The organism is Niastella vici, from assembly GCF_002077945.1.
Taxonomy (GTDB): Bacteria; Bacteroidota; Bacteroidia; order Chitinophagales; family Chitinophagaceae; genus Niastella; species Niastella vici.
Genome location: NZ_LVYD01000113.1, coordinates 251137 through 274651, shown reverse-complemented (window position 1 = coordinate 274651; position 23515 = coordinate 251137). Strand labels below are relative to the sequence as shown.

Below are 23515 nucleotides of genomic sequence, written 5' to 3'. Positions count from 1 at the left end.
TGTTTAGGCTGGAATATCAGATCCGCCGCCATCACCATCGCCGGGGCACAACAGGAAGCCGCTGTTAGTGGTTCCATCATCGAAACTCTGATTGATCAACGTGGCTGTTTCATTCAGCTGCTGTGGCGTATAGGCCTTACTGCAACCGCCCAATACGGCTTCAGCCTGCGCCAGGAATTGAGCTACGGTTAAACCTTTGAAGGTACCGCTGCCAATGATCATATTGCCCAGGGCAACAGATGACTGGCCGAAGTTGGCATCTGCGGCATCGAATGAAACCGAAAGCTTCAGGGCAACCAGTTGACCCACCAGCACATTTTTAAGCGTAACAGGGTCTGTAGCATTGGCCTTTAAAGCCGAAGGCGTGCCACCAACCGGTAACAGGTCGGTAACCGCCTGGGCGCTCGTTAACCTGATGTAATAGTTGTTGGGATAACAACCCAGCGTTAAACCTCCACTAAAAGTTGCATTGAAATGGGCATGTAAATAAGTGCCAGGGTTATTGCCGGCAGGTTTGGCGCCCCAGCCGCCCTGGGTTTGTGTACGCAACATGCCACAGGAAGGCGCAAAAACCAGTGTACTTGATGTTGTAAGGGAAGAATTCGTTGATGCAGTTGTTTGTTCTGCATCGCTGGCGATCTGTTTTTGGCAGGCAAAAAGAGAACCGGCAACCAATACGGCTGCCACGAACCTCAGGATGTTTGTTTTCATAATCCTACTGTTTTTTCAGAGGGTAATTGATTAAATAATAAGCACAAAAACATAATAAATAGAATGCATAAGAGTTTTCTATTATTATATTTATCGCCAATATAAGGCGGGAATTTAATCCATGCAATAGCATTTATCCCATTAGCAATTTCCGCATTTCGTCGTATTCATACAGGTGAACACCGGCCTCTTCCTTATTGGCGGCGGCAACCATGGCTTTGGCTACGGTGGCGGCGGGAATGGCCCTGTATTTGCGCCAGGCGCCCAGTAGCAGGAAGGAAATGCCCTTCATAAATGCCTGGCCGATCTTTTCACCGGCGCGGAATTCTTCCCGTTTACCCAACAGCAAAGAGGGCCTGAAAATATGAATGCTTTCGAATGGGAGCGCGGTAACATCTTCCTCAATACAACCTTTCAATTGCAGGTAAAAATTGGCGGCGAGGGGATTGGCGCCAATGGCCGATACGATCAGGAACTGGTTAAAGCCATGCTGAACGCCAAGGCGGGCCGTAATGATGGGAATATCATAATCAACTTTGCGGTATTCGGTCTTGTTGCCTTTTACTTTTTTGCGGGTGGTGCCAATACAACAAAAGATCACATCGCCAATATCGATCTTTGCGGCTATATCTTTTTCATCATTGAAATCAACTACCTGTATATCGGCTTTGGGATTATCAATAGAAAAGGGCCGGCGTACCAGTATTCTAACCTTGCTAAAGAATTCGTTTTGTAACAGTTCCTGTACCAGGTGCTGACCAATTAATCCGGTAGCTCCCAGTACAACGGCGGTTTTTCGATGCATAATTTGTTATTTTGCCCTGCTGATGACGCAAATTCAACAAAATATTCCGCTCCGGCAATACAACACACTGGGTATTGACGCTATAGCCAGGTACTTTGCCGCCTTTACTTCGGTTAATGAATTAAGTGAATTGATCGAGAAAGACCCCATACCGGGAAAAACACCCTTTATTGTAGGAGGTGGTAGTAATATTCTTTTTAAGAATAATGTAAATGCATTGGTGCTGAAAAATGATCTTCCGGGTTTGGAGATCATAAAAGAGGATGCGGACCATGTTTACATAAAAGCCGGCGCAGGGGAGGTGTGGCATGGCTTTGTGCAGTTTTGCCTGCAGCACAACTGGGCCGGGGTCGAAAATTTGTCCCTGATACCCGGTTGCGTAGGCGCCAGTCCCATGCAGAACATAGGCGCTTATGGGGTCGAGATCAAAGAAGTGTTTGAATCGCTGGAGGCCTGGCATTTACATGAAAAAAAGATACATGTATTCAGCGCCAGTGATTGTGAATTCGGTTACCGCGAAAGTGTGTTCAAGGGAAAATACAAAAACCAGTATGTAATATTGAATGTTACCTACCGGTTAAACAAAAAGCCGCGGTTCAACACCAGTTATGGCGCTATTGAGCAGGAGCTGGAACGAATGGGCGTTCAGGAGTTGAGCATACAGGCAGTATCGCAAGCGGTGATCAACATACGCACATCCAAACTGCCCGATCCGGCGAAGATCGGCAATGCCGGCAGCTTTTTTAAGAACCCTTCCGTTGCAGCAGCTACATTTGAACAGTTAAAAAAACAATATCCCAATATCGTTGGGTATCCCAATACAGATGGCACCATCAAGTTGGCGGCCGGCTGGCTCATAGAACAAAGCGGCCTGAAAGGTTTCCGGCGTGGTGATGCCGGGGTACATGAAAGACAGGCGCTCGTGCTGGTGAATTATGGCCATGCTACGGGGAAAGATATTTATGACCTGAGCGAAGACGTGATGAAAAGCGTGTATGAAAAGTTTGGCGTATCGCTGGAAAGGGAGGTGAATGTGGTGTAGGGCTCAATTTCCCTCCACCACTTTCTTTAATGCCACTAAAATGGGTTTGAGCGTGGCAGGTGTAAAACCAAATGGCCGGTTGTCTTCCTGAATAAGCTCAATTTTTGTTTGTCCATTTTCGTTGGTCAGTATATAGCTGGTGATATTATAATGCGCTGGTTTATCTTCCACGCCGGGGGCGGGGGTGAACAAATTATATTTGATCAGTTCATTGGTGCGCATTTCGAGTATGGTGCCCCATTGTTCCAATACTTTTCCTTCGTTTTCTGCAATAAATTTTATGGCATGGCCCGGCTGCCAGTCTGATTGTACGGTTTTTCCAAATTGCCACAATTTTACCAGTTGGGGCTGCGTAAGGGCTTCAAACACTTTGGTTGCCGGTGCATCGATGGTGACGGACGTTGAATGAATTGCCATGAAAAGGGATTTTAATCTGGTATAATGACTGAATAGGGCAAATGGTTCTGAACGAAATTAATAAAAAAAAAGCGCCCTCCGTCAACCGGTGAAGGGCGCTTGTATAACTAAGTGAGCTATTAATTGAAATCATCGTTGTCAAACTCTTCTTCTCCATACGAGGTGGTATTGCCCAGCATGGAACCCATGAGGTCTTTGAACTCGATGCGGCTTTCCAGTATTTTTTTACTGATCATGGAAAAGGCGGCCAGTCCGTGCAGTACAAATTCCATCAGCAACGCGGCTTCTTTTTCATTGGCCTGTTTGAAATACTTTTTCACCAGGGCATGCAAGCCATCTACCTTATACAATTGCTGTATTTTATCTTCATCGCGGGTATGAAAAAGCAGGTTCAATGAATTGCCTTTATCGAACCACGAAGAAATTGACCGGTAAGGATTTTCTTCGGCTGCCTGCTGGTTGCGTTTTTTCTTCAGCGTTTCGGGGTTGGGAAAATACTGAATGAATTGGGTGCGAATGGCTTTATCCAACAGGTTCATCGCTACCTGGTAAGGGCCTTCCTGTTCGCCTTCATACACCAGTTCAATTTTACCGGTAATGGAAGGTATAAGGCCGATCATATCGCTGATCCATACCTGTGTGCTGTTCTCTTTATTGATCAACAACCGGCGTTCGGCCGAACTGATGGCATTTTCAAAGGCTGAAATGCTTAACCGGGCCGATACCCCGCTTTTTTTGTCAACCAGCTCGCTGGCGCGGGCTTCAAAGGAGATCTGCTCTATCAGCCGTTTCAGCAGGTCGCTCATCTGCACCTTTGATTTTTGTTCGTGCAGTATATCGGCTTCCTGTTCGGTGATGGTGAGCGCCGTTTCAATGGTTTTGGGATAGTGCGTCAGTATCTGGCTTTCGATACGGTCTTTTAACGGCGTTACAATTGAACCGCGGTTTGTATAATCTTCCGGGTTGGCAGTGAACACAAACAATATGTCGAGCGGCATCCGCAGTTTGAAACCGCGTATTTGCACATCGCCTTCTTCCAGAATATTGAAAAGTGCCACCTGAATGCGGGCCTGCAGGTCGGGAATTTCATTGATCACAAAAATACCGCGGTTGCTGCGGGGTATAATACCGTAGTGGATCACGCGTTCATCGGCAAAGTTTAACCGCAAATTGGCTGCCTTAATAGGGTCAATATCGCCAATAAGGTCGGCCACGCTTACATCGGGTGTGGCCAACTTTTCGCCATACCGTTCGGTGCGATGGATCCATTGAATAGGAGTGGCATCGCCGTGTTCGGCCAGTATATCCTTCGCATGACGCGAAATGGGGTTCAGCGGGTCGTCGTTGATCTCACTGCCTTCAATAACCGGTACATATTCATCGAGTAATTCGATCATCTGGCGGGCCATACGGGTTTTCGCCTGTCCGCGCAAACCAAGGAATAATATGTTGTGACGCGATAGCAGGGCTCTTTCCACATCGGGAATTACCGTTTCCTCGTAACCAATAATACCGTTAAAGGTGCTTTCCTGCTTTTGTAATTTGCAAATTAGGTTCTTTCTGATCTCATCTTTTACCGACTTTGGTTGATAGCCGCTCTTCTTTAATTCACCCAGCGTTTTTATTTTTGGTATACTCATATTATTTTTCTGTCTGATGGTTAATATACAGTCTTTCTTTTTCCATTTTCAAAATCACGGAATATGAAGGCGCCCAACCGGTCGAGCGAGGCAAAGAAGGCCTTGCCGCTGTTGGTTTCGGTAAATTCCTGCACAAACCGCTGCAAATAAGGATCGGTGGCGATCATAAAAGTGGTGATGGGCACTTTTAATTTTTTGCATTGCGCAGCCAGGTTCAAACAACGGTTGGTAATACGCCGGTCGAGCCCGAAGCTGTTCTTGTAATACCGTTTGCCAATTTTTAAACAGGTTGGTTTACCATCGGTGATCATGAAGATCTGTTTGTTGGGATTTTTGCGGCGGCGCAAAATATCCATGGCCATTTCAAGACCGGCAACCGTATTGGTATGGTAAGGGCCTACCTGTAAATAGGGCAGGTCTTTTATTTCAACGGGCCAGGCGTCGTTGCCAAACACCACAATATCGAGCGTGTCTTTGGGATATTTGGTGGTGATGAGCTCGCTGAGCGCCATCGCTACTTTTTTCGCCGGTGTAATACGGTCTTCTCCATACAGGATCATCGAGTGCGAAATATCGATCATCAATACGGTAGAGGTTTGCGATTTAAAATCGGTTTCCCTGATGGCCAGGTCATCTTCCTGCATGCTGAAACTGTCAATACCGTGATTGATCTGCGCATTGCGGATGGAGGTGGTGAAATCGATCTGTTCCAATGTATCGCCAAACTGAAAGGGCCGGGTTTCGGGATTTATTTCATCGCCCGAGCCGGGTTTAAACGTATGGTGATCGCCCTGTTTGGTCTTTTTCAGCTTGCCGAATATTTCTTCCAGCGATCTTTTGCGAATACCCTGTTCTGTTTTGGAAGTGATCTTTATTTCCCCGTTCACCTGGTTCTCCTGGATATAACCTTTTTCTTTCATCTCTTCAATGAAATCGCCCATGCCGTATTCCTCGTTGGTAAGCTCATATTCTTTATCGAGCTGGCTCATCCAGCTCAGTGCTTCGCTAACGTCGCCGTTGGTATAGGTAAGCAATTGCATGAACACATCAAGCAATTGCTCGAATTTCGATTTACCCTGTTGACGGGGATCGAATTTGGTGAAATGATGTCCTATCACGCTTATCTGTTTTTAAGGTTTATGTATTTCATCCCAATTTCGGGCCGACTAACCCAATTTACACATTAATATTCATTCAATGACGCATGTAATTTTTGTTAACAAGAACAACAAAAGACGGCAGCAATTGTTGAAAAACCCTTTAAAACAACAGAGCCATTCCGGTCTGTTAACCGGAATGGCTCTGTGCGTATAATTTTGATATATACTAATTTAATGCGCTGTATCTACTTTTTTTTAGCAGAGTCAGGTCCTGACAGCGTTGCGGGTGCATTCTCTGCGCCGCCTTTGCCGTTTCCGGCACCACTGCCGTATTGTTTTTCCCAATCGGCCATTTGCATCATCATCTGGTACGATGAAACAATATCCTGCGCAAACACTTCCTGTTTTTCTGACAAAATGCCGCCTTTATTGTTCAAATAACCCATGGCATTCATCGCCAGCTGTTCGTTATTGGAACCTTCATCGCCCAGTGAGCGATAGTATTTCATTTGTTGCTCCAGATCGGTTTTAACCGATTTGCCAACCTTACGCGCCAGTTCCATGTCGCCGCTGCGATAAGCCGCATACAGGAAGGTCATGGTAACCCGGTCGTGGAAGTTGCCGCGGTTCGAGGTCATGCCGTAAGGAACATTGCTTTCCGATACCTGGCTGTCGTATTTACGTAATTCCTTTTGAGCAGAATCTTTTCTACCGGCATCAACCAGCGACATACCCAGGAACGCATGCGCCTGGCGAAGGCTGTTGATGTGGCGGCGGTTCTCCTCATCGAAATAAACTGAAGATTTGCTGGCATTGCCGTAACCAAATTTCTCCATGATGTTCTTGTACGATACATCCATTTCCACATTGGTGCCTTCAACAGGTACCAGGCGATAGGAGAGGCCTTCCATACGCACATATTTTTCCAACCCAAGGTCTTCCAGTTCCTGGGTAGAAGTGAAGTAAATGGGACGTTTCCATTTATTACCGGCAATGATGGCCAGTACTGCCAGGTCATTCTTTTGCAGGTAACTTCTCTTGATATCCAGTTTCAGCTCGCTTACCACACTGTCGCCGGGGTTCAGCTGCATGTTCTTTTTCACTGCTTCCACATCAACCGGAATGCTCAATTTGTTCACAGGCAGAATGTTGCCCATATCTTCATCGTTCAATGGAACGGTGTATTTGGGATCATCGCTGGCAGTTACGGTTTTCAGCAGATCGTATGCGTTGTAATATTTATTCTGATCGTACCCGGCCAGTGGCGCATTGTAATTGGCGCGGCTCAGGTAAGAACCGGTGAATACCACATTTCGTTTATCACCTTCTATTTGTTGGGGTGTAAAGATGACATCGGTAGGCGCGCTTTCATTTACTTTATAACGCAGCTCATTGATGTACCAGTCGGTTCCCAACAGGCTGTAGTTGATCACGCGCAGGTCGGGACGGATCTTCTCCACTTCCTGTGCATACCAGAGCGGGTAGGTATCGTTATCGCCAAACGAAATGAGGATACCGTCTTTGGAACAACTTTCCAGGTAATCTTTACCCATGTCGCGGGCAAGCGTTTTTTTGCTACGGTCATGATCATCCCATTCCTGTGAGGCCATCAATACGGGAACGGCTAGCAAGCACAGGCCTAATGCGGCGTATTCGGGCATAGTGCCTTTCAGGTAGCGGCTCAAAAATTTCCACACCGAAATAACGCCCAAACCGATCCACACGGCAAACGCATAGAACGAACCCACATAGGCGTAGTCTCGTTCACGCGGCTGCTGGCCACTCTGGTTCAGGTAGATCACGATAGCAAAACCGGTAAAGAAGAATAACAGGAAGTTGATGAGCCAGTCGCGCCGGTTGTGGTTTAACTGGATTATAAAACCGAAAATGCCTAATATAAATGGCAGGAAGAATAATTTGTTATTGGCTTTGTTGTTGGAACCGGCGGTAGCGGGCAGTTCGGCCGGTGTGCTATGCCCGAACATTTTATCAATGAAATTGATACCGCTGTTCCAGTTGCCATCGCGGCGGTTGCCAAAGCCCTGCAGGTCGTTTTGTTTACCGGCAAAATTCCACATGAAATAACGCCAGTACATCCAGCGGAACTGGTAGTCGAGGAAGTAGCGGATATTGTTGAAGAACGAAGGTTGATCTTCGCTACTCATGCCGCCAAAAGTGCGGTACACATATTCCTGGTTGCGCTCGTTGCCATTGTCCCACATACGCGGGAAAATGTGGGGGCCTATTTTGTCTACATCCCACTCGGGGTGTTGTTGTTGCAGGCCTTGTTTGTCTTCATCGCTTGGTTTGGCGCCGAAGTCCTGCTTACGGGTTTTACCGGCAGGTACATATTTGTCGGTTCCTTTTACATACAGATCGCCGGTGGTTACAAAAGGCGAACGGTAAACGAAGTCGGGACCATACAAAATGGGCCAGTCGCCATACTGTTCACGGCTCAGGTAACCTACCAGGCTCACGGGGTTGTCAACATTGTACATGTCAACCGATGGGTTGGCCGAAGACCGCACCATGGTAGTAAAATAAGTTGAATAACCCAGTATGAGGAAGATGGCCGACCAAAGACCGATCTTCAAAAAGGAGATGATATTATTTTTAACATAATAGCAAAAGGCAATAACACCTGCCAGTGCTAATATCAGAAAGAAGAATGTTCCGCCTGATGTAATAAAAGGGAAGCAGAACAGGAAAATGATGGCTGATAACCAAACGGGGAAAAGCGTGAATTTTTTGATCTGCGTATCGTTGAACAGGAGACCCAGGATCAGCAGGGCGGTTAACAGCACGAAATAAGTGCCGAACCCTACAAAGAAGGGCGTACCCAGGTTGTTCACAAAGAAAATGTCGAATTGGCCGGCACCTTTGATCGACCATTGAATAATGGCAACCTGCACCAGTCCGGTTATAACACAGCCGATAAAGAAGGCGGCCACAGTTCCCCAACGGGTAACTTTATAGCGTTTGAAATAATACACCATTACAATGGCGGGAATTGTCAGCAGGTTCAGCAGGTGCACCCCGATCGACAAACCCATCATATAAAAAATAAATATCAACCAGCGGTCGGCACGGGAGAATTTATGGCCGTCGGTCTTGTTTTCCAGGTCAACTTCGTGTTCCCATTTAAGGATGGCCCAAAAAACTATGGCGGTAAACAGTGACGACAGGGCGTACACCTCACCCTCCACAGCGCTGAACCAGAAAGAATCGGAAAATGTATAGGCCAGGGCGCCTACAGCACCGGCTCCCATAATGGTGATCAGTTGCTGTTTGGTATACGGGGCACTATCTCTTTTTACCATTTTACGGGCAAAATGGGTGATGGTCCAGAAGAGGAATAATATGGTGAAACCACTGGCGATGGCGTTCATGAAGTTTACGCCGAGTGCGGCATTGGCAGGGTTATCGCCAAATAAGATGATGAAAAAGCGGCCCAATAAAACAAAGAGCGGGGCGCCGGGCGGGTGGGGGATTTGGAGTTTATAGGCACTGCTGACAAATTCTCCGCAGTCCCAAAAACTGCCTGTTGGTTCCATAGTGAGTACGTACACGCTGCAAGCAATCAGGCACACGATCCAACCCACTATGTTGTTCACTCGGTTAAAATTCATAAAGTGTTGGTTTAAAAGAATGGGCAAATATAAGTTCTCTGTTTTAAGTTTTGTGGTCAAAGTTTAGGTTAACTATTAGATTATTTGGGGGTTAGGCCAGGTTTCCGGCTGCCGGGGACCGGTTACCAGGGCTGGTTGGCAGTTACCGCTAACTGGTCAGGTTGTTTGAAAGTTGGGTGATTTGAGAAAAACGGAAGGCCGGTATAACTGGCGGGTATAGGTTTCGTATCATGCGGCGTATATATCCTTGTGATTGCTAAACGATTACTTTAGGCTATTTAGCGTAAATATATGTGGTTTTAACGATTAATGTTAGCAATAATACCATATATTACTTATGTTTACGTATTATCCAAAATCCAAATCCAGGTAAAAACCATGGCTTTATTAAATTTATTCAGGAAATCGAAGGAAGAGACCATTGCTTCCCCTATTGCTCCCGGCACCCACCTCGCGTTAGAAGATTTCAGTTTTTATTATTTGTATGGGTTTTCAAACGACCCTAATAGCACATCCTCTAATATTGAAGCGTTTCATAAGCTGTATCAACTGGTGATAGGCCGTATTGGCGGCGTTTGCATTACCAACTCCTTCCACCCTTATTTTATCATTAATGGTAAAGGCGTAACGGCATGGATGGATGCTTATTTAAAAGTTGTGGTCAATAAGAACAAAGATGAAATGTTCTTTAATATGAAGAACGAACGGGCCGTTTACACCATGAACGCGGCTTCGGCCTTTAATGAATTAAAGGTTTGGCCCGATACCAGGTTAACATATGAAGAAAACCCGGCTCTCAGCAAGTTTGTTCCCTTTATCATTCCTTTCCTTACGCTTAAATCGGAACAATCGACCAACTGGGACATGGCCCAAAAAACCACTAAAATAACAAACGGATACGCAACGGAATATCTGGAAGAGGTAACCAGCGCTATCCGGTTTTTTATGCCCGCTCCGGCCTTCGTACTTGGCTTTGACGAGTTTAATGGCGCCAATCCATCGGCACTTATCGACAAGTTCATTGCCTGTAAACCATTGCTGGGAATAAAATAACCGGGACGGAGTTGATATTTTAGCTGCAAATACACATTGCGGAGGCTAATTTTATTGAAAAATAGAATGAGCCTCACAAACCCGTATGCTAAAATATTCAGCTGCATTGACTCCATCATTTCAATGACGGATGAGAAAAAGCATAGGGTGGTCAATGCGTTTACCTTAAAGTGTATCCCTAAAAAACAGGTCCTGACCGCAGAAGGCGATACCGCCCAAACCCTGTATTTTATTAATAAGGGGGTAATCTGGTTATATTATACCAAAGGCGGTGAAACATTGACCGGATTAACCCATCCGGCTTTGGGAAACCTGAATACAACGCAATGGGGCATTGCGGCCTGGAAGCATATGGACCATCACTTAAGGCAGGCTGTCAATAAATTCTGCCCGGTATGGAATAAATCCGGTTCTAACCCGCCATAAAATTTTTCCGGTAGTATCCAGTAATGAAACAGATTGCGCCTGTGAGCTACAAACCAACAGGCTCGCCTCATCAACCCAATAAGCGCTTCCCATTCTTTCACTGTAAAGATTCAACGGCAGCTCAATAAACAGGTTTACATTCGCCTTACGGCCGGGCTCGTCTAACGTATAAGCCCAAACCCCTGACCGCTTTTTGTTGGTGCCGTTTTCAAACAGCAGCAACTGGTTTTTTGCGGTTCTATGCACCGCATGGGATTCATAAAATTCCCCGCCTTTGGGAAAACTAAAATCACCGCCGCGGCCTAATTTCCATATCAGCTTTCCGCTTTTTGCATCGATCTTCCAAACCTGGCCCGAAAGGTAGAATGACAACAAATAATTTCCGTCCCGGTCTATACTCAGGCCGTTGGCATGAAGCCAGTCAGCTTTATCCTTCAGAATATCCGGATCGGTGAGCGGGTCTAATACATCAAACACCGACCAGCTCCAAACCTTATTACCCTTGTCGTCTAATATCAGTATTCCATCTCCTGTTACTGTATCTGTTTTTGTGCCACCCAGTTTGCTTAGATCAAACACCTTCTTTTCAAGCGTGAGCGTAACCAACTGATGACAGGTATTATAGAATACTTCATGGTGAATGGTTTTGTCAAATCCGCTTTCTCCCTTTTTTAAATGGAATACCGTATCGCCGGCCAATGAAATTTCCAGTATTTCATCGCCATAACTGGTGGGGTAGGAAGGCGGGGCTACAATGGATAAAATGGTGGATGCTTTTGTAAAATGCGCCACTTTAAACCCTGCATCTTTGATGGTATGATACCATACAATATTTCCCTGCGCATTTATGATATACATTTGCCCCGGAAGGTCACGCCGGGCAATCAGCGAAAAGCCCTTTGAAAACCTGATTGGCAACGTATCCTGCATTTCGGCTGGCATCACCATTTCCTGAACGGCCAGGGGTATTTCTTTTGTTGCAAACTTTCTTACACCACCCGGCCTGCAGCCCGAAATCAGCATACAAAAAAAAGATACTACAGGCAACGCCTGTAGTATCCAAAAGGAACCTCTCTTCACTATTTCCATAATGGGTTTTGAGTAAGCTTGTTATTGGTTTGCAATTCTGCAGCGGGTATGGGGAAAATGTAATGCCTGGTTTCCACTTTATCGGCCCCCTGCTTAAGGTTTGAAGACAAATAGGTTTTCAGCGCGGCAGCAGCAGGATACCATCTTTTTAAATCGTTCCACCTGTTTTGTTCAAAATACAGTTCGAGTAATTTCTGGTGTTGAATTTCCGCCATCATATCTGCCGTGGCAGGAAAGTCGGTTGCTGCCCTGGTCACTAACCCGGCCCGTTGCCTTATCCTGTTGATGCTCTCCAACGCCTTATCTGGATGATTGTTCAGCAGTGCTGCTTCGGCGTGCAGTAAAAGCACTTCGGCAAAACGCATTGCCTCTACATTAGCGGTAGAAGGGGTTGCCGACCAATAGTTATCAGCGCCACCTACATTGCGCCATGCGCTGGTGAATTTTTTATTTAAGAACCTGCCTTCCGGAAAAGTTTTATAAGCAGGTTCAAACCTGTCAATACTGGTTGCTGCCGCAGCCCATAAATCATCAAATGTTTTGTTGTCGTACCAGGTTGCATCGGTTTCTCCAAAATCAGAATACTTCCACATCAACGTTGCGTACATGCGTTTATCAAATTTGGTATCGGAACCGCCGGGTCTTAATTCTTTTTTAAATTCCTTTACGAGAAACTGGGAAGGTATATACTTGAACCAGCCGCCACTGGCAGGGCTACCGGTAAGTTGCGGGCGATAGTTGTACATAGCATTGCCACCGCTTTCTTCATTCCATGGACTGTATGGGCTATTAATTGGACCATATACCCATTCCAGGACCGACTCTTTGTTAAATTCATTTTTGTCGGTGAAATTATCTTCGTAGTTGTCGATAAGATCGTAATTAAAAGGGGCTGTTTTCAGCTTTGCCAAAGTAGTTTCAGCATTGGGGTAATCTTTAATATACAGGTACGCCTTTCCGAGGAACGCCAATGCGGCGCCCTGTGTAACCCGGCCTTTATCTCCGGCCGTTCTTGTGAGCGGCAGGTCTGTAGCGGATTCCGAAAAATCTTTTATGGCATGCTGGTACACCTCGGCCACGGGCGAAGCGGCAATAAAAGCATCGCCTGAAGATTGTGCTACCCCTGTTTTAAGCGGCACATCCCCAAAGTTGGATGCTAAAATAAAATAAGACAAACCCCGCAGGAACTTAGCCTCTGCTACATAGCTTTTGGTGAGCGCTGCATCTAAATTTGCTTTAGCAGTATTTTCAATAACCAAATTAGCCCGGTAAATTGAACTGTACAATTTGGCAAATATGTCCTGGATATCGCCATTTTTTGCATCATTAATGAAGAAGGCAACCTGCATTGTTGCGGGTTCGCCTCCGGGTATGGTCAGCACATCGTCGCCCAGTGCATTTATATCCTGGTAACCTCTGAACGCGCCCCAATAACCACTCAGGGGTAACCGCATAGGGCTATATACAGCCGCGATGGCTGACTTTACATCCGCTTCTGTTTTCCAGAACTTATCTTCCGTCATCTGGTTAGGGTTGCTGGTTTCCAAAAAGCTTTTTTTACATCCTATTGCCACGGTGACAATTGTCGCAATGGCAATAAATGACAGCTTGAAAAAATTATTCATTATAAGAGGTTTAATATTTTAAATATTAGAATGATGCCGTGATACCTACCATAACCGCCCGTTGAATGGGAAATGCGCCATAGTCGTTCCCCCTGCTAAGCGGGCTGCCACCATTACCCATATCCGGATTATAGCCGCTGTATTTTGTTATTGTAAACAGGTTCTCAGCCGAGATATACACCCTTGTCTTTTCAAGTCCCAGTTTGTTCTTTGTAATCTCCGATGGCAACTGGTAACCGATCTCAATACGTTTTAACCTTACGTAAGAGCCGTTCTCAAGCCATCTGTCGCTATTGCTCCTTGCATTCAGGTTAGGGTCGGCCAGAATAAAGCGGGGAAAATTGGAATTGTTGTTAGTGGGAGACCATGCCTTTAAAGCATCGCTGGAAAAGTTAGTGTATTCATTCATCTTTTCCATCCAGTAGCGGGGATTGTTGTAGATCTTATTACCAAATACACCCTGGATCAGGATGTTGATGTCAAAACTTTTCCAGGTAGCGTTACCGCTAAGCCCCGTTTCAAGCGTAGGGATAGGCGAGCCAACGTATTGCTGGTCGTTGTTATCAATGATGCCGTCGTTGTTATAGTCTACAAATTTAAGATCGCCGGGCTGTGCGTTTGGCTGTATCTTTTTTCCGTTAGCACCCACATAGGCGTCAATCTCCTGTTGTGTTTTGAAAGTACCCTCATTCCTGATCAGGAAAAAACTTCCCAAAGGACGGCCCACAATCCCTCTTTGCAAATCGCCAAATTGCTGGTTACCGCTACCGATAGTTACCGCTACCATTTTGTTTTTGATGGCAGTCATATTCCAGCCGATATTATAAGACCAGTCCTTCTTCTTATCGCCATAATTCAGGCTCAACTCAATACCGGTGTTGTCAATATTGCCGGCATTTACAGCAGGCGAACCATTAATGCCAGTACTTAAAGGAATAGGTACGTTCAACAACACGCCCTTTGATTGCTTTTTAAACCAGTCGAAAACAATCCCCAACTTATTTTCAAATAAGTTGGCATCAAAACCAATATTTGTTGTGTTCGATTTTTCCCAGGTAAGATTTTTGGGTGATTGCGCTCCATTGGGTATACTGCCGATCACCATTCCGCCATCGGTAAGAAAATTCAGGTTAGAACTTAACAGGGCCTGAGTTGTATATAAAGAAATACGATCGTTTCCAAGTGTGCCTATACCACCGCGGATCTTAAGATAATTAAGACTATTTTTTATGGAAGAATTCCTGAAGAATGCTTCATTGCTCAGATCCCATGCGGCTGATATCCCATAAAACAATCCTTTGTTGTATGCAGGATCAAATATGGATGAAGCATCCTGGCGCAACGATCCATAAAGAGAATATCGATTGTTATAAGAATAAGTAACCCTTCCAAACTGAGATGTTCTGGTACTGGACTGGCTTGATCCATAAGGCTTGTCAAACGAGGTTGCCGCCGATATTCCATATAAACCTAAAGCCGGGTAATACGCGGTAACCCCAAAGTTATTTGAACTATCTTTTTGTGCAGAATAGCCCGCCATTGCTGAAAAACTATGTACCCCAATGCTTTTTTCGTAGCTGAGGATATTTTCTACCAGCCATTGATTACTCAGGGAAGAGCCCATATTGGTTTGAGGATTTTTGACAGTTGTACTGCCATCTGAGTATGGATTCAGGTAGTTGTTTTGATAGCTATGCTGGTTGCTGTAACCAACGTTTAACCTGTATTTCAACTGATCGATCAGCCTCACTTCGGCAAAGGCATCTAATACAATATTTCCGTTGTTGGTATAATTACGGGTTGCATCGAGGAAGGCAACGATATTCGTCAGGTTCTTTAATGCCGCAGGGCGCATTCCCCAGCCGCCATTTAGATTGGTTGCATCATAAACGGGCACAGTAGGGGAGGCTACCAGGGCCGTGATGATCGTACTATGTGTTTGGTCGGCACTGCCGCCGGAATAGTTTCTGCCGCCGGACTTATTATAAATAAATGTTTCTCCTACCTTCACCCTGCCTTTTTCATAAACAGATTTTATTCTGAAATTGGCATTGCTGTTATCCGACCGGATAATTGCTCCTGTTTGCTTCACATAACTTCCCGACAGGCTATACAAAAAGTTTTCGGAACCGCCGGTCAAATCAATATTTGCTTTATAGTTTGGTGCCCTTCGAAAAATCTCATGCTGCCAGTTGGTATTTACACCGTTGCCCGATGGGTAAGCGCCGCCATTGTCATTAAATAATTTGGTAAGCTGCTCGCTGCTCAGCACAGACATTCTTCTGGGGATACTGTTTTGTCCGTACACGCCATTTAACTGTATTTTGGGCGCTGAATTTTTCCGTCCTGTTTTGGTTGTAACAATTATCACACCTCCTGCGGCCCTTGCCCCATAAATATTGGCTGCCGAAGCATCTTTAAGAATATCAATACTCTTGATATCCGAGGGGTTAAGCCCGTCCAGGCTTCCGAAGGGAATTCCATCTATAACTACCAGCGGGTTATTGTTGCCCAATGTGCCTGATCCCCTGATCGTAATAGACAAGCCAGCTCCGGGGGCGCCGCTGTTTGATTCAACCGATACGCCGGCTATGCGGCCCTGTAATGCTGAGGTCACATTGTTTGAAGCGTTGGCGCTCATTTCATTCACTTTTACAGAAGCAACGGCGCCTGATACTTCCTTTCGCTTTTGCGTACCATAACCTATTACCACTATTTCTTCTGCTTTGTTATCAGCCAGTTTGAGCACCACTTTTACACTGCCATTTCCCGAAACAGGCAGTTCAGCTGTTTCGTATCCTATATAGGATATAACCAGGATACCGCCGTTATCGGGAATTTCGATCGAAAAATTTCCCTGGTTATCGGAAGAAGTGCCCCTATTGGTCCCTTTTAATTTTACCGTTGCCTTTGATAAGGGCTTTCCGCCTTCATCGGTTACCGTACCGCTTATTTTAACCGGTGGTGGCGGGGTTTCATCACCGGAAACAATAACATGGTTTGGTTTCACCACTACCGTATTTTCCTGAATGGAATAACTCAATGGCTGGTTTTTAAAACAGGCATTCAAGGCATCTGTGAGCCCAACATTTTTCATTTTAACGGTAACACGTTCGGCCTGTAGCAGCATTTCGTCGGTGTACAAAAATTCATACCCGGTTTGTTTTTTGATTTCCTTAAACAATTTTTCAAGGCGGGCATTTTTTGCAGAAAGGTTTACTTTCTGTGAATACCCGGTAGCGCCGGCAGTGAGTGAGGCCGAAACTAACAGAACAGCAATCAGTTTCATAATCCGCAGTGTTTTGGTCAATTGCCCCTCTAAAGCAGGAGGAACAAAATCAATCGTTAAATACATAACTTTGCTTGTTCCGGTTACCCCGGAACTGGTTTGGTTTTAATAAAAACAGACTTTAGCGAGATCTGTATATTAAGTAATCCAGGCTAATGACAGGGCCCCGCCCCACGGGGTCCTGTTTTTTGGGATTATCCTTAATTTTTTCAGGGTATAACTATTATTCGCTTCCCCTCAATTTTGAAATGAACGGCACCAGTGGTCTCAAGCATTTTAAATACTTTGGAAACTTCCACATTTCTTGAAATACCTCCTCTGAAATGCTGTTCTGCGGGCTTACCTTCATAAATGATCTCTACATTGTACCAGCGGCTTAACTGGCGCATTACCTCTTCTACACTGGCGCCTTCAAATTGGAAGTGTCCGTTCATCCAGGCCATTACTTCGTCCAGGTCAGCATCGTTAATAATTTTTATAGCAGATGAAACCTGGGCCTGTTCGCCCGGCTTCAGTAATTTGCTTTCCTTATGTTTACTGATACGCACGGCCCCCTCCAGGAGCGTAACTTTTACATCCGGCTCATCATTGTAGCTGTTCACATTAAAATGTGTTCCCAGCACTTCTGTAGTAACCTCATTGGCCTGCACCAGGAAGGGCCGCTTTTCCCCTTCCCATACAGAGGAGGCTACTTCAAAATAAACTTCACCGGAAACAACCACTTTTCTTTCTTTTTCAACGAAGGCCACAGGGTAAGTAAGCGAAGAACCAGCGTTGAGCCAGGCCTTACTACCGTCTGAAAAGGTGATCGCGGCCACCTGGCTTCCTTTCGGGTTGACCAGGGTATTATACCGTTGCTCATTGATGGTTTTACCATTTTCAGACCGGTAAACGATTTCGCCCGTAGCGAGCTTCACTAATTTCACATTATCCTGTAAGGCCAGTTGTCCTTTATTAAGGCTGTCGAGATATACTTTTTTACCATCGGCCAGTGTGATCATTGCCCGGCTGTTTTGCGGCGCCATTACATCTTCTGGTATTGGCAGCTGAGTGACGGTTACGGGTTGTGCTTTCTTATTGCGGCCGGTGATAATAAAATAGGAAACGCCCAGCATCATTATAATGCCGGCCACGGCGGCAGCAACCAGCCACCGGTTTTTGCGTGCGGTCATTTGCACCACCGTCGGTTGTTCTGGTTGGATCGAGGCTTTTTGATGGATCAGGCGCAACAAAGTTTGCGCATGTTGAAGATCACCAGCCTGTTCTTTTGAAAGGCTGGCCAGATAATCCTCCTGAAAATATTGCTGGAGTTCAAGCGGCGATTTTACCCGGATCAATTCCAGGTACCACTCATATTCTTCCCGTGTCCATTCTTTTTTGCTGAATAAATCGGCAAGCCTGGTTTTGATGTTTTCCAAAATAAAGTTTTTCTAAAAACACCGGCCTTATCAAAATGGGGGGCTCTGCAGACATTTATTTTTTTAAAAAGTAGTATTCAATTACAGAAGCCAGCACTATGACTGTGATCTTTGAGCTGGTAGACCCTTGCTGTTGAACATAAGAAAGAATTGTTTCCCTGGAGCGGACGAGGTGTTCTTTGACTGTATTTTTGGAAATGGAAAGTTCAGCAGCTGCTTCATCATAACTCTTGCCTTCAAAACGGCAAAGTTCAAACACCCGGCGGCGTTGTGGCGGCAATTGCGTAATGGCTTCTTCCAACAACCTCAATTGCGCTTCCTGGGAATTATCTTCCAGGGGCCAGTCGCGACTAATATCCTCCATTGTCGAAGTCTTTTGACGTAACCGCTCAGCAGAAAGATTGCGCAAATAATTCAGGGAACGATTGTAGCTGGTAACAAAAAGCCAGCCGCCTATTTTTTCGTACGATGCAAACTTTGCCCTTTTCTCCCACAAAAGAATAAAGATTTCCTGCAGAATATCATCAGCCACCACTTCATCCCTTGTAATTTTCAGGATATTCAACCGAACAGGTTCGTAATACTGGTAATACAACTTATCGAAAGCAGATGCTGATCCCTGCGCCAGTTGCTGAAGAAGGAGGGGTTCTGTATGATAAACTTTTGAGATCAAATCAGGTTACCAGGTATTGTAAATAATAATATTTATATAAAATTAAAAAATAAGTTAGACTGTTTTCCTGTTTCGCAATCCCGTGAGTATGATTAATTGCATATTACTTACTGTCTATTTTTTTAAAATCAAAATAGCATCGGATTAAGTCAATTTAGCATCGGTTCGCTTTAAGGATCAATCATATGTTTGCAACAAACTCCGTTATGTTTTAATTCATACAGCGTACTGTAAGCAATACTCGCTTAAATAACATTTTTAGATAGCAGAATTATTTGTTGTATTTTATGAAGACACAATTAAGTTTCTTTACTTTCTCGTTTTTATTATCGTTTGCAGCAAACCTTGAAGCGCAGCCTGTATCGGTTTTTGCAAAACTGGCATCTCCCGACGGTAAGTTAAAAGTTGAGTTTCTAAATGGCAAAAAAGGTACAGTCTACTATAATTTTATGGCCGATGACCATATCCTTTTACAACCATCGCTATTGGGGGTTAATAATATAGTTTGTCCGATATTAAAGAGCAAACAACAAAAATTGGTCAACAAGGTGTGGAAGCCATTATGGGGCAAGCGTAGTATTTGTCCTGATGTTTACCGCGAGTTGGTTTTGCAATTCGATGCTTATTCAATCAGGGCAAGGCTTTACAACGATGGTTTTGCGTTCAGGTATGAAAATGTGAGGGTAGATTCGGAATTTACCACATTTAATTTTGCGGGGAATTATCAGGCATGGTATTATAATGGCGAAAATCATAACATCGGACCTGAATATCTTACCGAAGCAACAGCCATTCGATATCCGGTAATGACTATAAAGATCTCGACCAGGCAATATGTTTCAATTCATGAAGCCTTTTTGCAAAGTGGAGAGCCATTGCTATTAAAACATGTTGCCGGCAAAACCATTTTTTATGTTGCATCAAAGAAAGCCTGTGCGTGGCGCGTAATTATGTATGGGCGTTCTCCGGGAGATTTAGCAGATACTCATTTGTTAGAGTTGTTGAATCCTGAGCCGGAGAAAGGAAGTGATTTTTCGTGGGTAAAACCCGGTCTGGCTGTATGGGATTGGCGTATTAATGGAGCCCTTTTCAACGGTTTCAGGTATGAAATGTCGCTTCCTTCCTGGAAACGGATGGTAGATTTCGCGTCTAAAAATAACATCCCCTACCTTGTTTTGGATGCCGACTGGTATGGTCCCGAATTTAGCAAGACCTCTGATCCCATAAATGGAGGTAAAGTTCAAGGCGTGAAAGAATTGATCAGGTATGCAAAGGAAAGAGGCGTGGGTATTTGGTTATATCTGAATGATGTGGGTGGTAGTCATTATCCGTTAGAGGAAACCATTAAGCAATACGGAGAATGGGGGGCAGTGGGAGTCAAATATGGGTTCATGCAAGGCAGTTTAGGGGAGAAGAACCCCAAGACACAAAATATCACTAAACTGTGTGCGCTGTATAAGCTGTTGGTTGACTATCACGATAATCCGGTTCATCCGTATGGGCAAATGCGAACTTATCCCAATGCGGTAACCCGGGAATTTTGCCAGGCCCAGTTAGATGCCCGCCGGGTATTTCAACCCAAAACATTTGTTACATCGGTGTTTGTAAATATGGTGGCTGGTCCGTTGGATATGAATAATGGAATTATGGATATGGAACAGAAAGGAAGAGTAGACAATGCCATGCCTGTTCCTTCAACTATTGTTGCCGAAGCAGCTCGTACGTTGATTACTTTTTCGGGTATTACCATACTTCCGGATATTCCCGAGTATTATGAAATGCACCCTGAATTACTCAAATTTATCTGTTCTGAAACAATGCCCTGGCAGGAAAGCAAAACTTTGAGCGGGGAAATCGGGGAATATATTGTGATGGCTCGTAAATCGGCGCAGGGAAAATGGTTGATCGCCGCCGTTACCAACGAACAGGAACGGGAGCTTATAATTCCGCTTTCGGTGATGGAGAAAGGAAATTATAAGGCGACCATTATTCAGGATTCAGAAGATGCCAGTTATTTAAAGAATAAAGATCACTATACCGTAAAAATGCAGATTGTCAACAATAAAGATCAGATAAAAGTGAAATTGGCGCCAGGAGGTGGAGCTTGTATGTTGTTGGAAAAGATAAATGCAAAATAAATTCACGAATAAGCCGTGCCGGCACTGCTTTCAGACCATAAAAAAAGAGGCTAACAATTTTTGATAGCCTCTTTGCATTTTTGTGATCCCGCTGGGACTCGAACCCAGGACCCCAACATTAAAAGTGTTGTGCTCTACCAACTGAGCTACGAGATCAACCTGAAATGTCTTATTATCAGAAAACCTATTTTAACCTTTCGAACCCAGGCACTCCCGATAAAATCGGGAGATCGACCTGAAATAACCTGTAAAAAAGAGATAAAAAAAGAGGCTACCAACTTTGATAGCCTCTTGTCATTTCTGTGATCCCGCTGGGACTCGAACCCAGGACCCCAACATTAAAAGTGTTGTGCTCTACCAACTGAGCTACGAGATCAACCTAAAAACTTTTATTAAACTTAAGGATTAACTTCCGTTCTCAATGCTTTTAAATTGAGCCGCAAGATAAAACTTATATTGCTTTTTTTGTAAGATCTGTCCCAAATTTTCTTTCCAACTGCTTCATTCTCTTTTCTTTCTGACCGTTTTTGTATCGGTATGTTTGATTTGGGAGTGCAAAAATAGGGGAAAATCATATGTTACCAAATTTTTTGAAAAAAAATCATGAACTATTTTCTCAACTTGTATTTTTTCAGCGCGTTAACTCCGCTATTTTTGTAATTACAAATATAACGCTATGTCATTTTTAAAAGATAAGGTGGTAGCTATTACAGGCGGAAGCGACGGAATTGGAAAGGCTTTAGTTGATGCGTGTATTGCCGCAGGGGCAAAAGTGGCTACCTGTGCGCGTAATTATGACAAATTATATACCCTTCAATTGCAGCATGCCAATGTTGAGCTGCATACCATCACCTGCGATGTAAGTAAAGAGGCCGACTGCCAGCGCTTTATTGAATCTACTATTAAAACTTTCGGCGGTATCGATATCCTCGTCAATAATGCCGGCATCAGCATGCGTGCTTTATTCAACGATGCCGATATTGAAGTGATCAAAAAGGTGATGGACATAAACTTTTTTGGTTCGGTGTATTGCACCAAATATGCATTGCCTTCTATCCTTGAACGCAAAGGAACCATTGTAGGCGTTTCTTCTATTGCCGGTTACCGGGGCCTGCCCGGCCGCGCCGCCTATTCTGCTTCCAAATTTGCCCTGCAGGGCTGGCTCGAGGCCATTCGTACCGAATTATTACATTCCGGCGTACACGTTATGTGGGTATGCCCGGGCTTTACGGCTTCCAATATTCGCAATGTTGCGTTGAACGAACAAGGTAACCCACAGGGTGAATCGCCACTCGATGAAGCCAGCCTGATGAGCGCAGAAGCCTGTTCGCGCGAAATTCTGAAAGCCATTGAACAACGTAAGCGTACGCTTGTTCTTACCTTTAATGGGAAAAGGACCATCTTTATGAACAAACTCTTCCCCTCATTAACAGATAAACTGGTTTACAAATTCTTTTTTAAAAATAATGAGCTTACTAAATAACAAATTGCAGGGCTGCCTTCACATTTTTATTTCTCATTTCTAATTCTTAATTATTAATTTCCAGAATGCCTTTACTAACCCTCACTTCTGATTTTGGTATGCAAGACTACCTGGTGGGCGCAGTAAAAGGCCGGTTGTTGCAACAGAACCCCGGGTTTACCCTGGTTGATGTTTCGCATACCATTTCCCCGTTCAATTATCCGCAGGCTGCTTATGTTTGCCGTAATGCCATAAAACAATTTCCTTCTCATACGTTTCACCTGCTGCTGATCAATTTGTATGAAAAAAAGCCTGAGCAGCTGCTGCTGGCCTGGCATCAGGAACAATATATTTTATGCGCCGATAACGGGTTGCTCACCATGATCCTGGAAGATAAGCCCGAAATGATCATTGGACTGCCCCTTGATCCCAAAGCCATCAAGAACACCCTGTATTTAACCCAGGTAATGGGTGAAGCCGTTCAGCAACTGCACGCCGGCGCCCGCTTGCAGGATATTGGTATGCCCGATGTGCCATTTATTGAAAAGAACCATTTGCGGCCGCTGTTTGGGGAGAACTGGATGGAAGGGCAGATCATTTTTATTGACCACTTCGAAAATATTGTGGTAAATATCACCCGCGAACAATTTGAAGAACACCGGAAAGGGCGTCCCTTCCGCATCGTTTTCAAGCGGAATGAAATAATCGACAAAATTGCCGAATCCTATGCCGATGTGGCTGAAGGGGAGAAGCTGGCCCTGTTCAATGCCGCCGGTTACCTCGAAATAGCCATTAATAAGGGCAATGCGGCCGGGCTTTTCGGTCTGCAGGGTTTTTCAGAACAGGCGCAACACCTCCAAAGCCGGCTGTTCTATCAAACCGTGAAAATAATGTTCGGGTAAGCACCCTAAACTTCCCTTATTTGCAATAGATGATCATGATCATCCGCCGGGATAGTCATGAACCATTGACTGGTTATTACGCATCGCCCAATTACC

The 23515-nt window shown here is 44.8% G+C and carries 17 protein-coding genes and 2 tRNA genes; 6 read left to right on the top strand and 13 right to left on the bottom strand.

The window, feature by feature from the left end; genetic code table 11:
* Window positions 1–3 precede the first annotated feature (3 nt).
* Window positions 4–711: a hypothetical protein gene (locus tag A3860_RS37435; protein WP_081155718.1), complete on the bottom strand. Its 708-nt coding sequence runs from the start codon at window positions 709–711 to the stop codon at window positions 4–6.
* A 133-nt stretch (window positions 712–844) separates the two neighbouring features.
* Window positions 845–1516, bottom strand: a complete 672-nt coding sequence (locus tag A3860_RS37430; protein WP_081155717.1) for an NAD(P)H-binding protein — start codon at window positions 1514–1516, stop codon at window positions 845–847.
* 22 nt (window positions 1517–1538) lie between these two features.
* Between A3860_RS37430 and murB the strand changes: the two genes are divergently transcribed.
* Entirely contained in the window at window positions 1539–2558 is a 1020-nt protein-coding gene (murB, locus tag A3860_RS37425; protein ID WP_081155716.1) for a UDP-N-acetylmuramate dehydrogenase, read from the top strand.
* 3 nt (window positions 2559–2561) lie between these two features.
* On the opposite strand, the gene A3860_RS37420 is transcribed toward murB, so the two are convergent.
* The 4 genes from A3860_RS37420 to A3860_RS37405 form a co-directional block, all read right to left on the bottom strand.
* Complete coding sequence (locus A3860_RS37420; RefSeq protein WP_081155715.1) at window positions 2562–2975, bottom strand: SRPBCC family protein; 414 nt, start codon at window positions 2973–2975, stop codon at window positions 2562–2564.
* Between the two features lie 119 nt (window positions 2976–3094).
* A complete protein-coding gene (locus A3860_RS37415; protein ID WP_081155714.1) occupies window positions 3095–4615 on the bottom strand; it encodes a sigma 54-interacting transcriptional regulator in 1521 nt (506 codons plus the stop codon).
* Between the two features lie 20 nt (window positions 4616–4635).
* Window positions 4636–5733, bottom strand: a complete 1098-nt coding sequence (locus A3860_RS37410; RefSeq protein WP_081155713.1) for a vWA domain-containing protein — start codon at window positions 5731–5733, stop codon at window positions 4636–4638.
* Between the two features lie 227 nt (window positions 5734–5960).
* Window positions 5961–9344 carry a protein O-mannosyl-transferase family gene (locus tag A3860_RS37405; RefSeq protein WP_081155712.1) on the bottom strand — a complete coding sequence of 1128 codons (3384 nt, stop codon included), beginning with the start codon at window positions 9342–9344 and terminating at the stop codon, window positions 5961–5963.
* 378 nt (window positions 9345–9722) lie between these two features.
* Between A3860_RS37405 and A3860_RS37400 the strand changes: the two genes are divergently transcribed.
* Both A3860_RS37400 and A3860_RS37395 read left to right on the top strand, forming a co-directional pair.
* Window positions 9723–10397, top strand: a complete 675-nt coding sequence (locus A3860_RS37400) for a hypothetical protein (RefSeq protein ID WP_143774456.1) — start codon at window positions 9723–9725, stop codon at window positions 10395–10397.
* A gap of 66 nt (window positions 10398–10463) precedes the next feature.
* A complete protein-coding gene (locus tag A3860_RS37395; RefSeq protein WP_081155710.1) occupies window positions 10464–10823 on the top strand; it encodes a cyclic nucleotide-binding domain-containing protein in 360 nt (119 codons plus the stop codon).
* Here the strand turns inward: A3860_RS37395 and A3860_RS37390 are convergent.
* The 5 genes from A3860_RS37390 to A3860_RS37370 form a co-directional block, all read right to left on the bottom strand.
* A complete protein-coding gene (locus tag A3860_RS37390) occupies window positions 10761–11912 on the bottom strand; it encodes an aryl-sulfate sulfotransferase (RefSeq protein ID WP_081155709.1) in 1152 nt (383 codons plus the stop codon). The two genes, A3860_RS37395 and A3860_RS37390, sit on opposite strands and share 63 nt — an antisense overlap.
* Window positions 11903–13537 (bottom strand): RagB/SusD family nutrient uptake outer membrane protein, encoded by a 1635-nt coding sequence (locus A3860_RS37385; RefSeq protein WP_081155708.1) that lies wholly within the window; start codon window positions 13535–13537, stop codon window positions 11903–11905. Before A3860_RS37385 ends, A3860_RS37390 begins: the two co-directional genes overlap by 10 nt.
* Window positions 13538–13562: 25 nt before the next feature.
* Entirely contained in the window at window positions 13563–16826 is a 3264-nt protein-coding gene (locus A3860_RS37380) for a TonB-dependent receptor (protein ID WP_158085486.1), read from the bottom strand.
* A 209-nt stretch (window positions 16827–17035) separates the two neighbouring features.
* Window positions 17036–18244 carry a FecR family protein gene (locus tag A3860_RS37375; protein WP_081155706.1) on the bottom strand — a complete coding sequence of 403 codons (1209 nt, stop codon included), beginning with the start codon at window positions 18242–18244 and terminating at the stop codon, window positions 17036–17038.
* Between the two features lie 55 nt (window positions 18245–18299).
* The gene (locus tag A3860_RS37370) at window positions 18300–18917 is read right to left on the bottom strand and encodes an RNA polymerase sigma factor (protein ID WP_081155705.1); all 618 of its coding nucleotides are present in this window, start codon (window positions 18915–18917) and stop codon (window positions 18300–18302) included.
* A gap of 287 nt (window positions 18918–19204) precedes the next feature.
* Between A3860_RS37370 and A3860_RS37365 the strand changes: the two genes are divergently transcribed.
* Window positions 19205–21055 (top strand): glycoside hydrolase family 97 protein, encoded by a 1851-nt coding sequence (locus tag A3860_RS37365; protein ID WP_081155704.1) that lies wholly within the window; start codon window positions 19205–19207, stop codon window positions 21053–21055.
* Between the two features lie 83 nt (window positions 21056–21138).
* Here the strand turns inward: A3860_RS37365 and A3860_RS37360 are convergent.
* Window positions 21139–21211, bottom strand: a tRNA-Lys gene (locus A3860_RS37360).
* A gap of 147 nt (window positions 21212–21358) precedes the next feature.
* Window positions 21359–21431 (bottom strand) — tRNA-Lys (locus tag A3860_RS37355).
* A 300-nt stretch (window positions 21432–21731) separates the two neighbouring features.
* On the opposite strand from A3860_RS37355, the gene A3860_RS37350 reads away from it, so the two are divergent.
* Entirely contained in the window at window positions 21732–22538 is an 807-nt protein-coding gene (locus A3860_RS37350) for an SDR family oxidoreductase (protein WP_081155703.1), read from the top strand.
* A gap of 65 nt (window positions 22539–22603) precedes the next feature.
* The gene (locus A3860_RS37345) at window positions 22604–23419 is read left to right on the top strand and encodes an SAM hydrolase/SAM-dependent halogenase family protein (protein ID WP_081155702.1); all 816 of its coding nucleotides are present in this window, start codon (window positions 22604–22606) and stop codon (window positions 23417–23419) included.
* Window positions 23420–23515: the final 96 nt, after the last annotated feature.

Excerpts from the sequence above, each read along its gene's own strand:
- A3860_RS37435 (WP_081155718.1), bottom strand. The coding sequence starts at position 711 with ATGAAAACAAACATCCTGAGGTTCGTGGCAGCCGTATTGGTTGCCGGT.
- A3860_RS37430 (WP_081155717.1), bottom strand. The coding sequence starts at position 1,516 with ATGCATCGAAAAACCGCCGTTGTACTGGGAGCTACCGGATTAATTGGT.
- murB (WP_081155716.1), top strand. The coding sequence starts at position 1,539 with ATGACGCAAATTCAACAAAATATTCCGCTCCGGCAATACAACACACTG.
- A3860_RS37420 (WP_081155715.1), bottom strand. The coding sequence starts at position 2,975 with ATGGCAATTCATTCAACGTCCGTCACCATCGATGCACCGGCAACCAAA.
- A3860_RS37415 (WP_081155714.1), bottom strand. The coding sequence starts at position 4,615 with ATGAGTATACCAAAAATAAAAACGCTGGGTGAATTAAAGAAGAGCGGC.
- A3860_RS37405 (WP_081155712.1), bottom strand. The coding sequence starts at position 9,344 with ATGAATTTTAACCGAGTGAACAACATAGTGGGTTGGATCGTGTGCCTG.
- A3860_RS37400 (WP_143774456.1), top strand. The coding sequence starts at position 9,723 with ATGGCTTTATTAAATTTATTCAGGAAATCGAAGGAAGAGACCATTGCT.
- A3860_RS37395 (WP_081155710.1), top strand. The coding sequence starts at position 10,464 with ATGAGCCTCACAAACCCGTATGCTAAAATATTCAGCTGCATTGACTCC.
- A3860_RS37390 (WP_081155709.1), bottom strand. The coding sequence starts at position 11,912 with ATGGAAATAGTGAAGAGAGGTTCCTTTTGGATACTACAGGCGTTGCCT.
- A3860_RS37385 (WP_081155708.1), bottom strand. The coding sequence starts at position 13,537 with ATGAATAATTTTTTCAAGCTGTCATTTATTGCCATTGCGACAATTGTC.
- A3860_RS37380 (WP_158085486.1), bottom strand. The coding sequence starts at position 16,826 with ATGAAACTGATTGCTGTTCTGTTAGTTTCGGCCTCACTCACTGCCGGC.
- A3860_RS37365 (WP_081155704.1), top strand. The coding sequence starts at position 19,205 with ATGAAGACACAATTAAGTTTCTTTACTTTCTCGTTTTTATTATCGTTT.
- A3860_RS37350 (WP_081155703.1), top strand. The coding sequence starts at position 21,732 with ATGTCATTTTTAAAAGATAAGGTGGTAGCTATTACAGGCGGAAGCGAC.
- A3860_RS37345 (WP_081155702.1), top strand. The coding sequence starts at position 22,604 with ATGCCTTTACTAACCCTCACTTCTGATTTTGGTATGCAAGACTACCTG.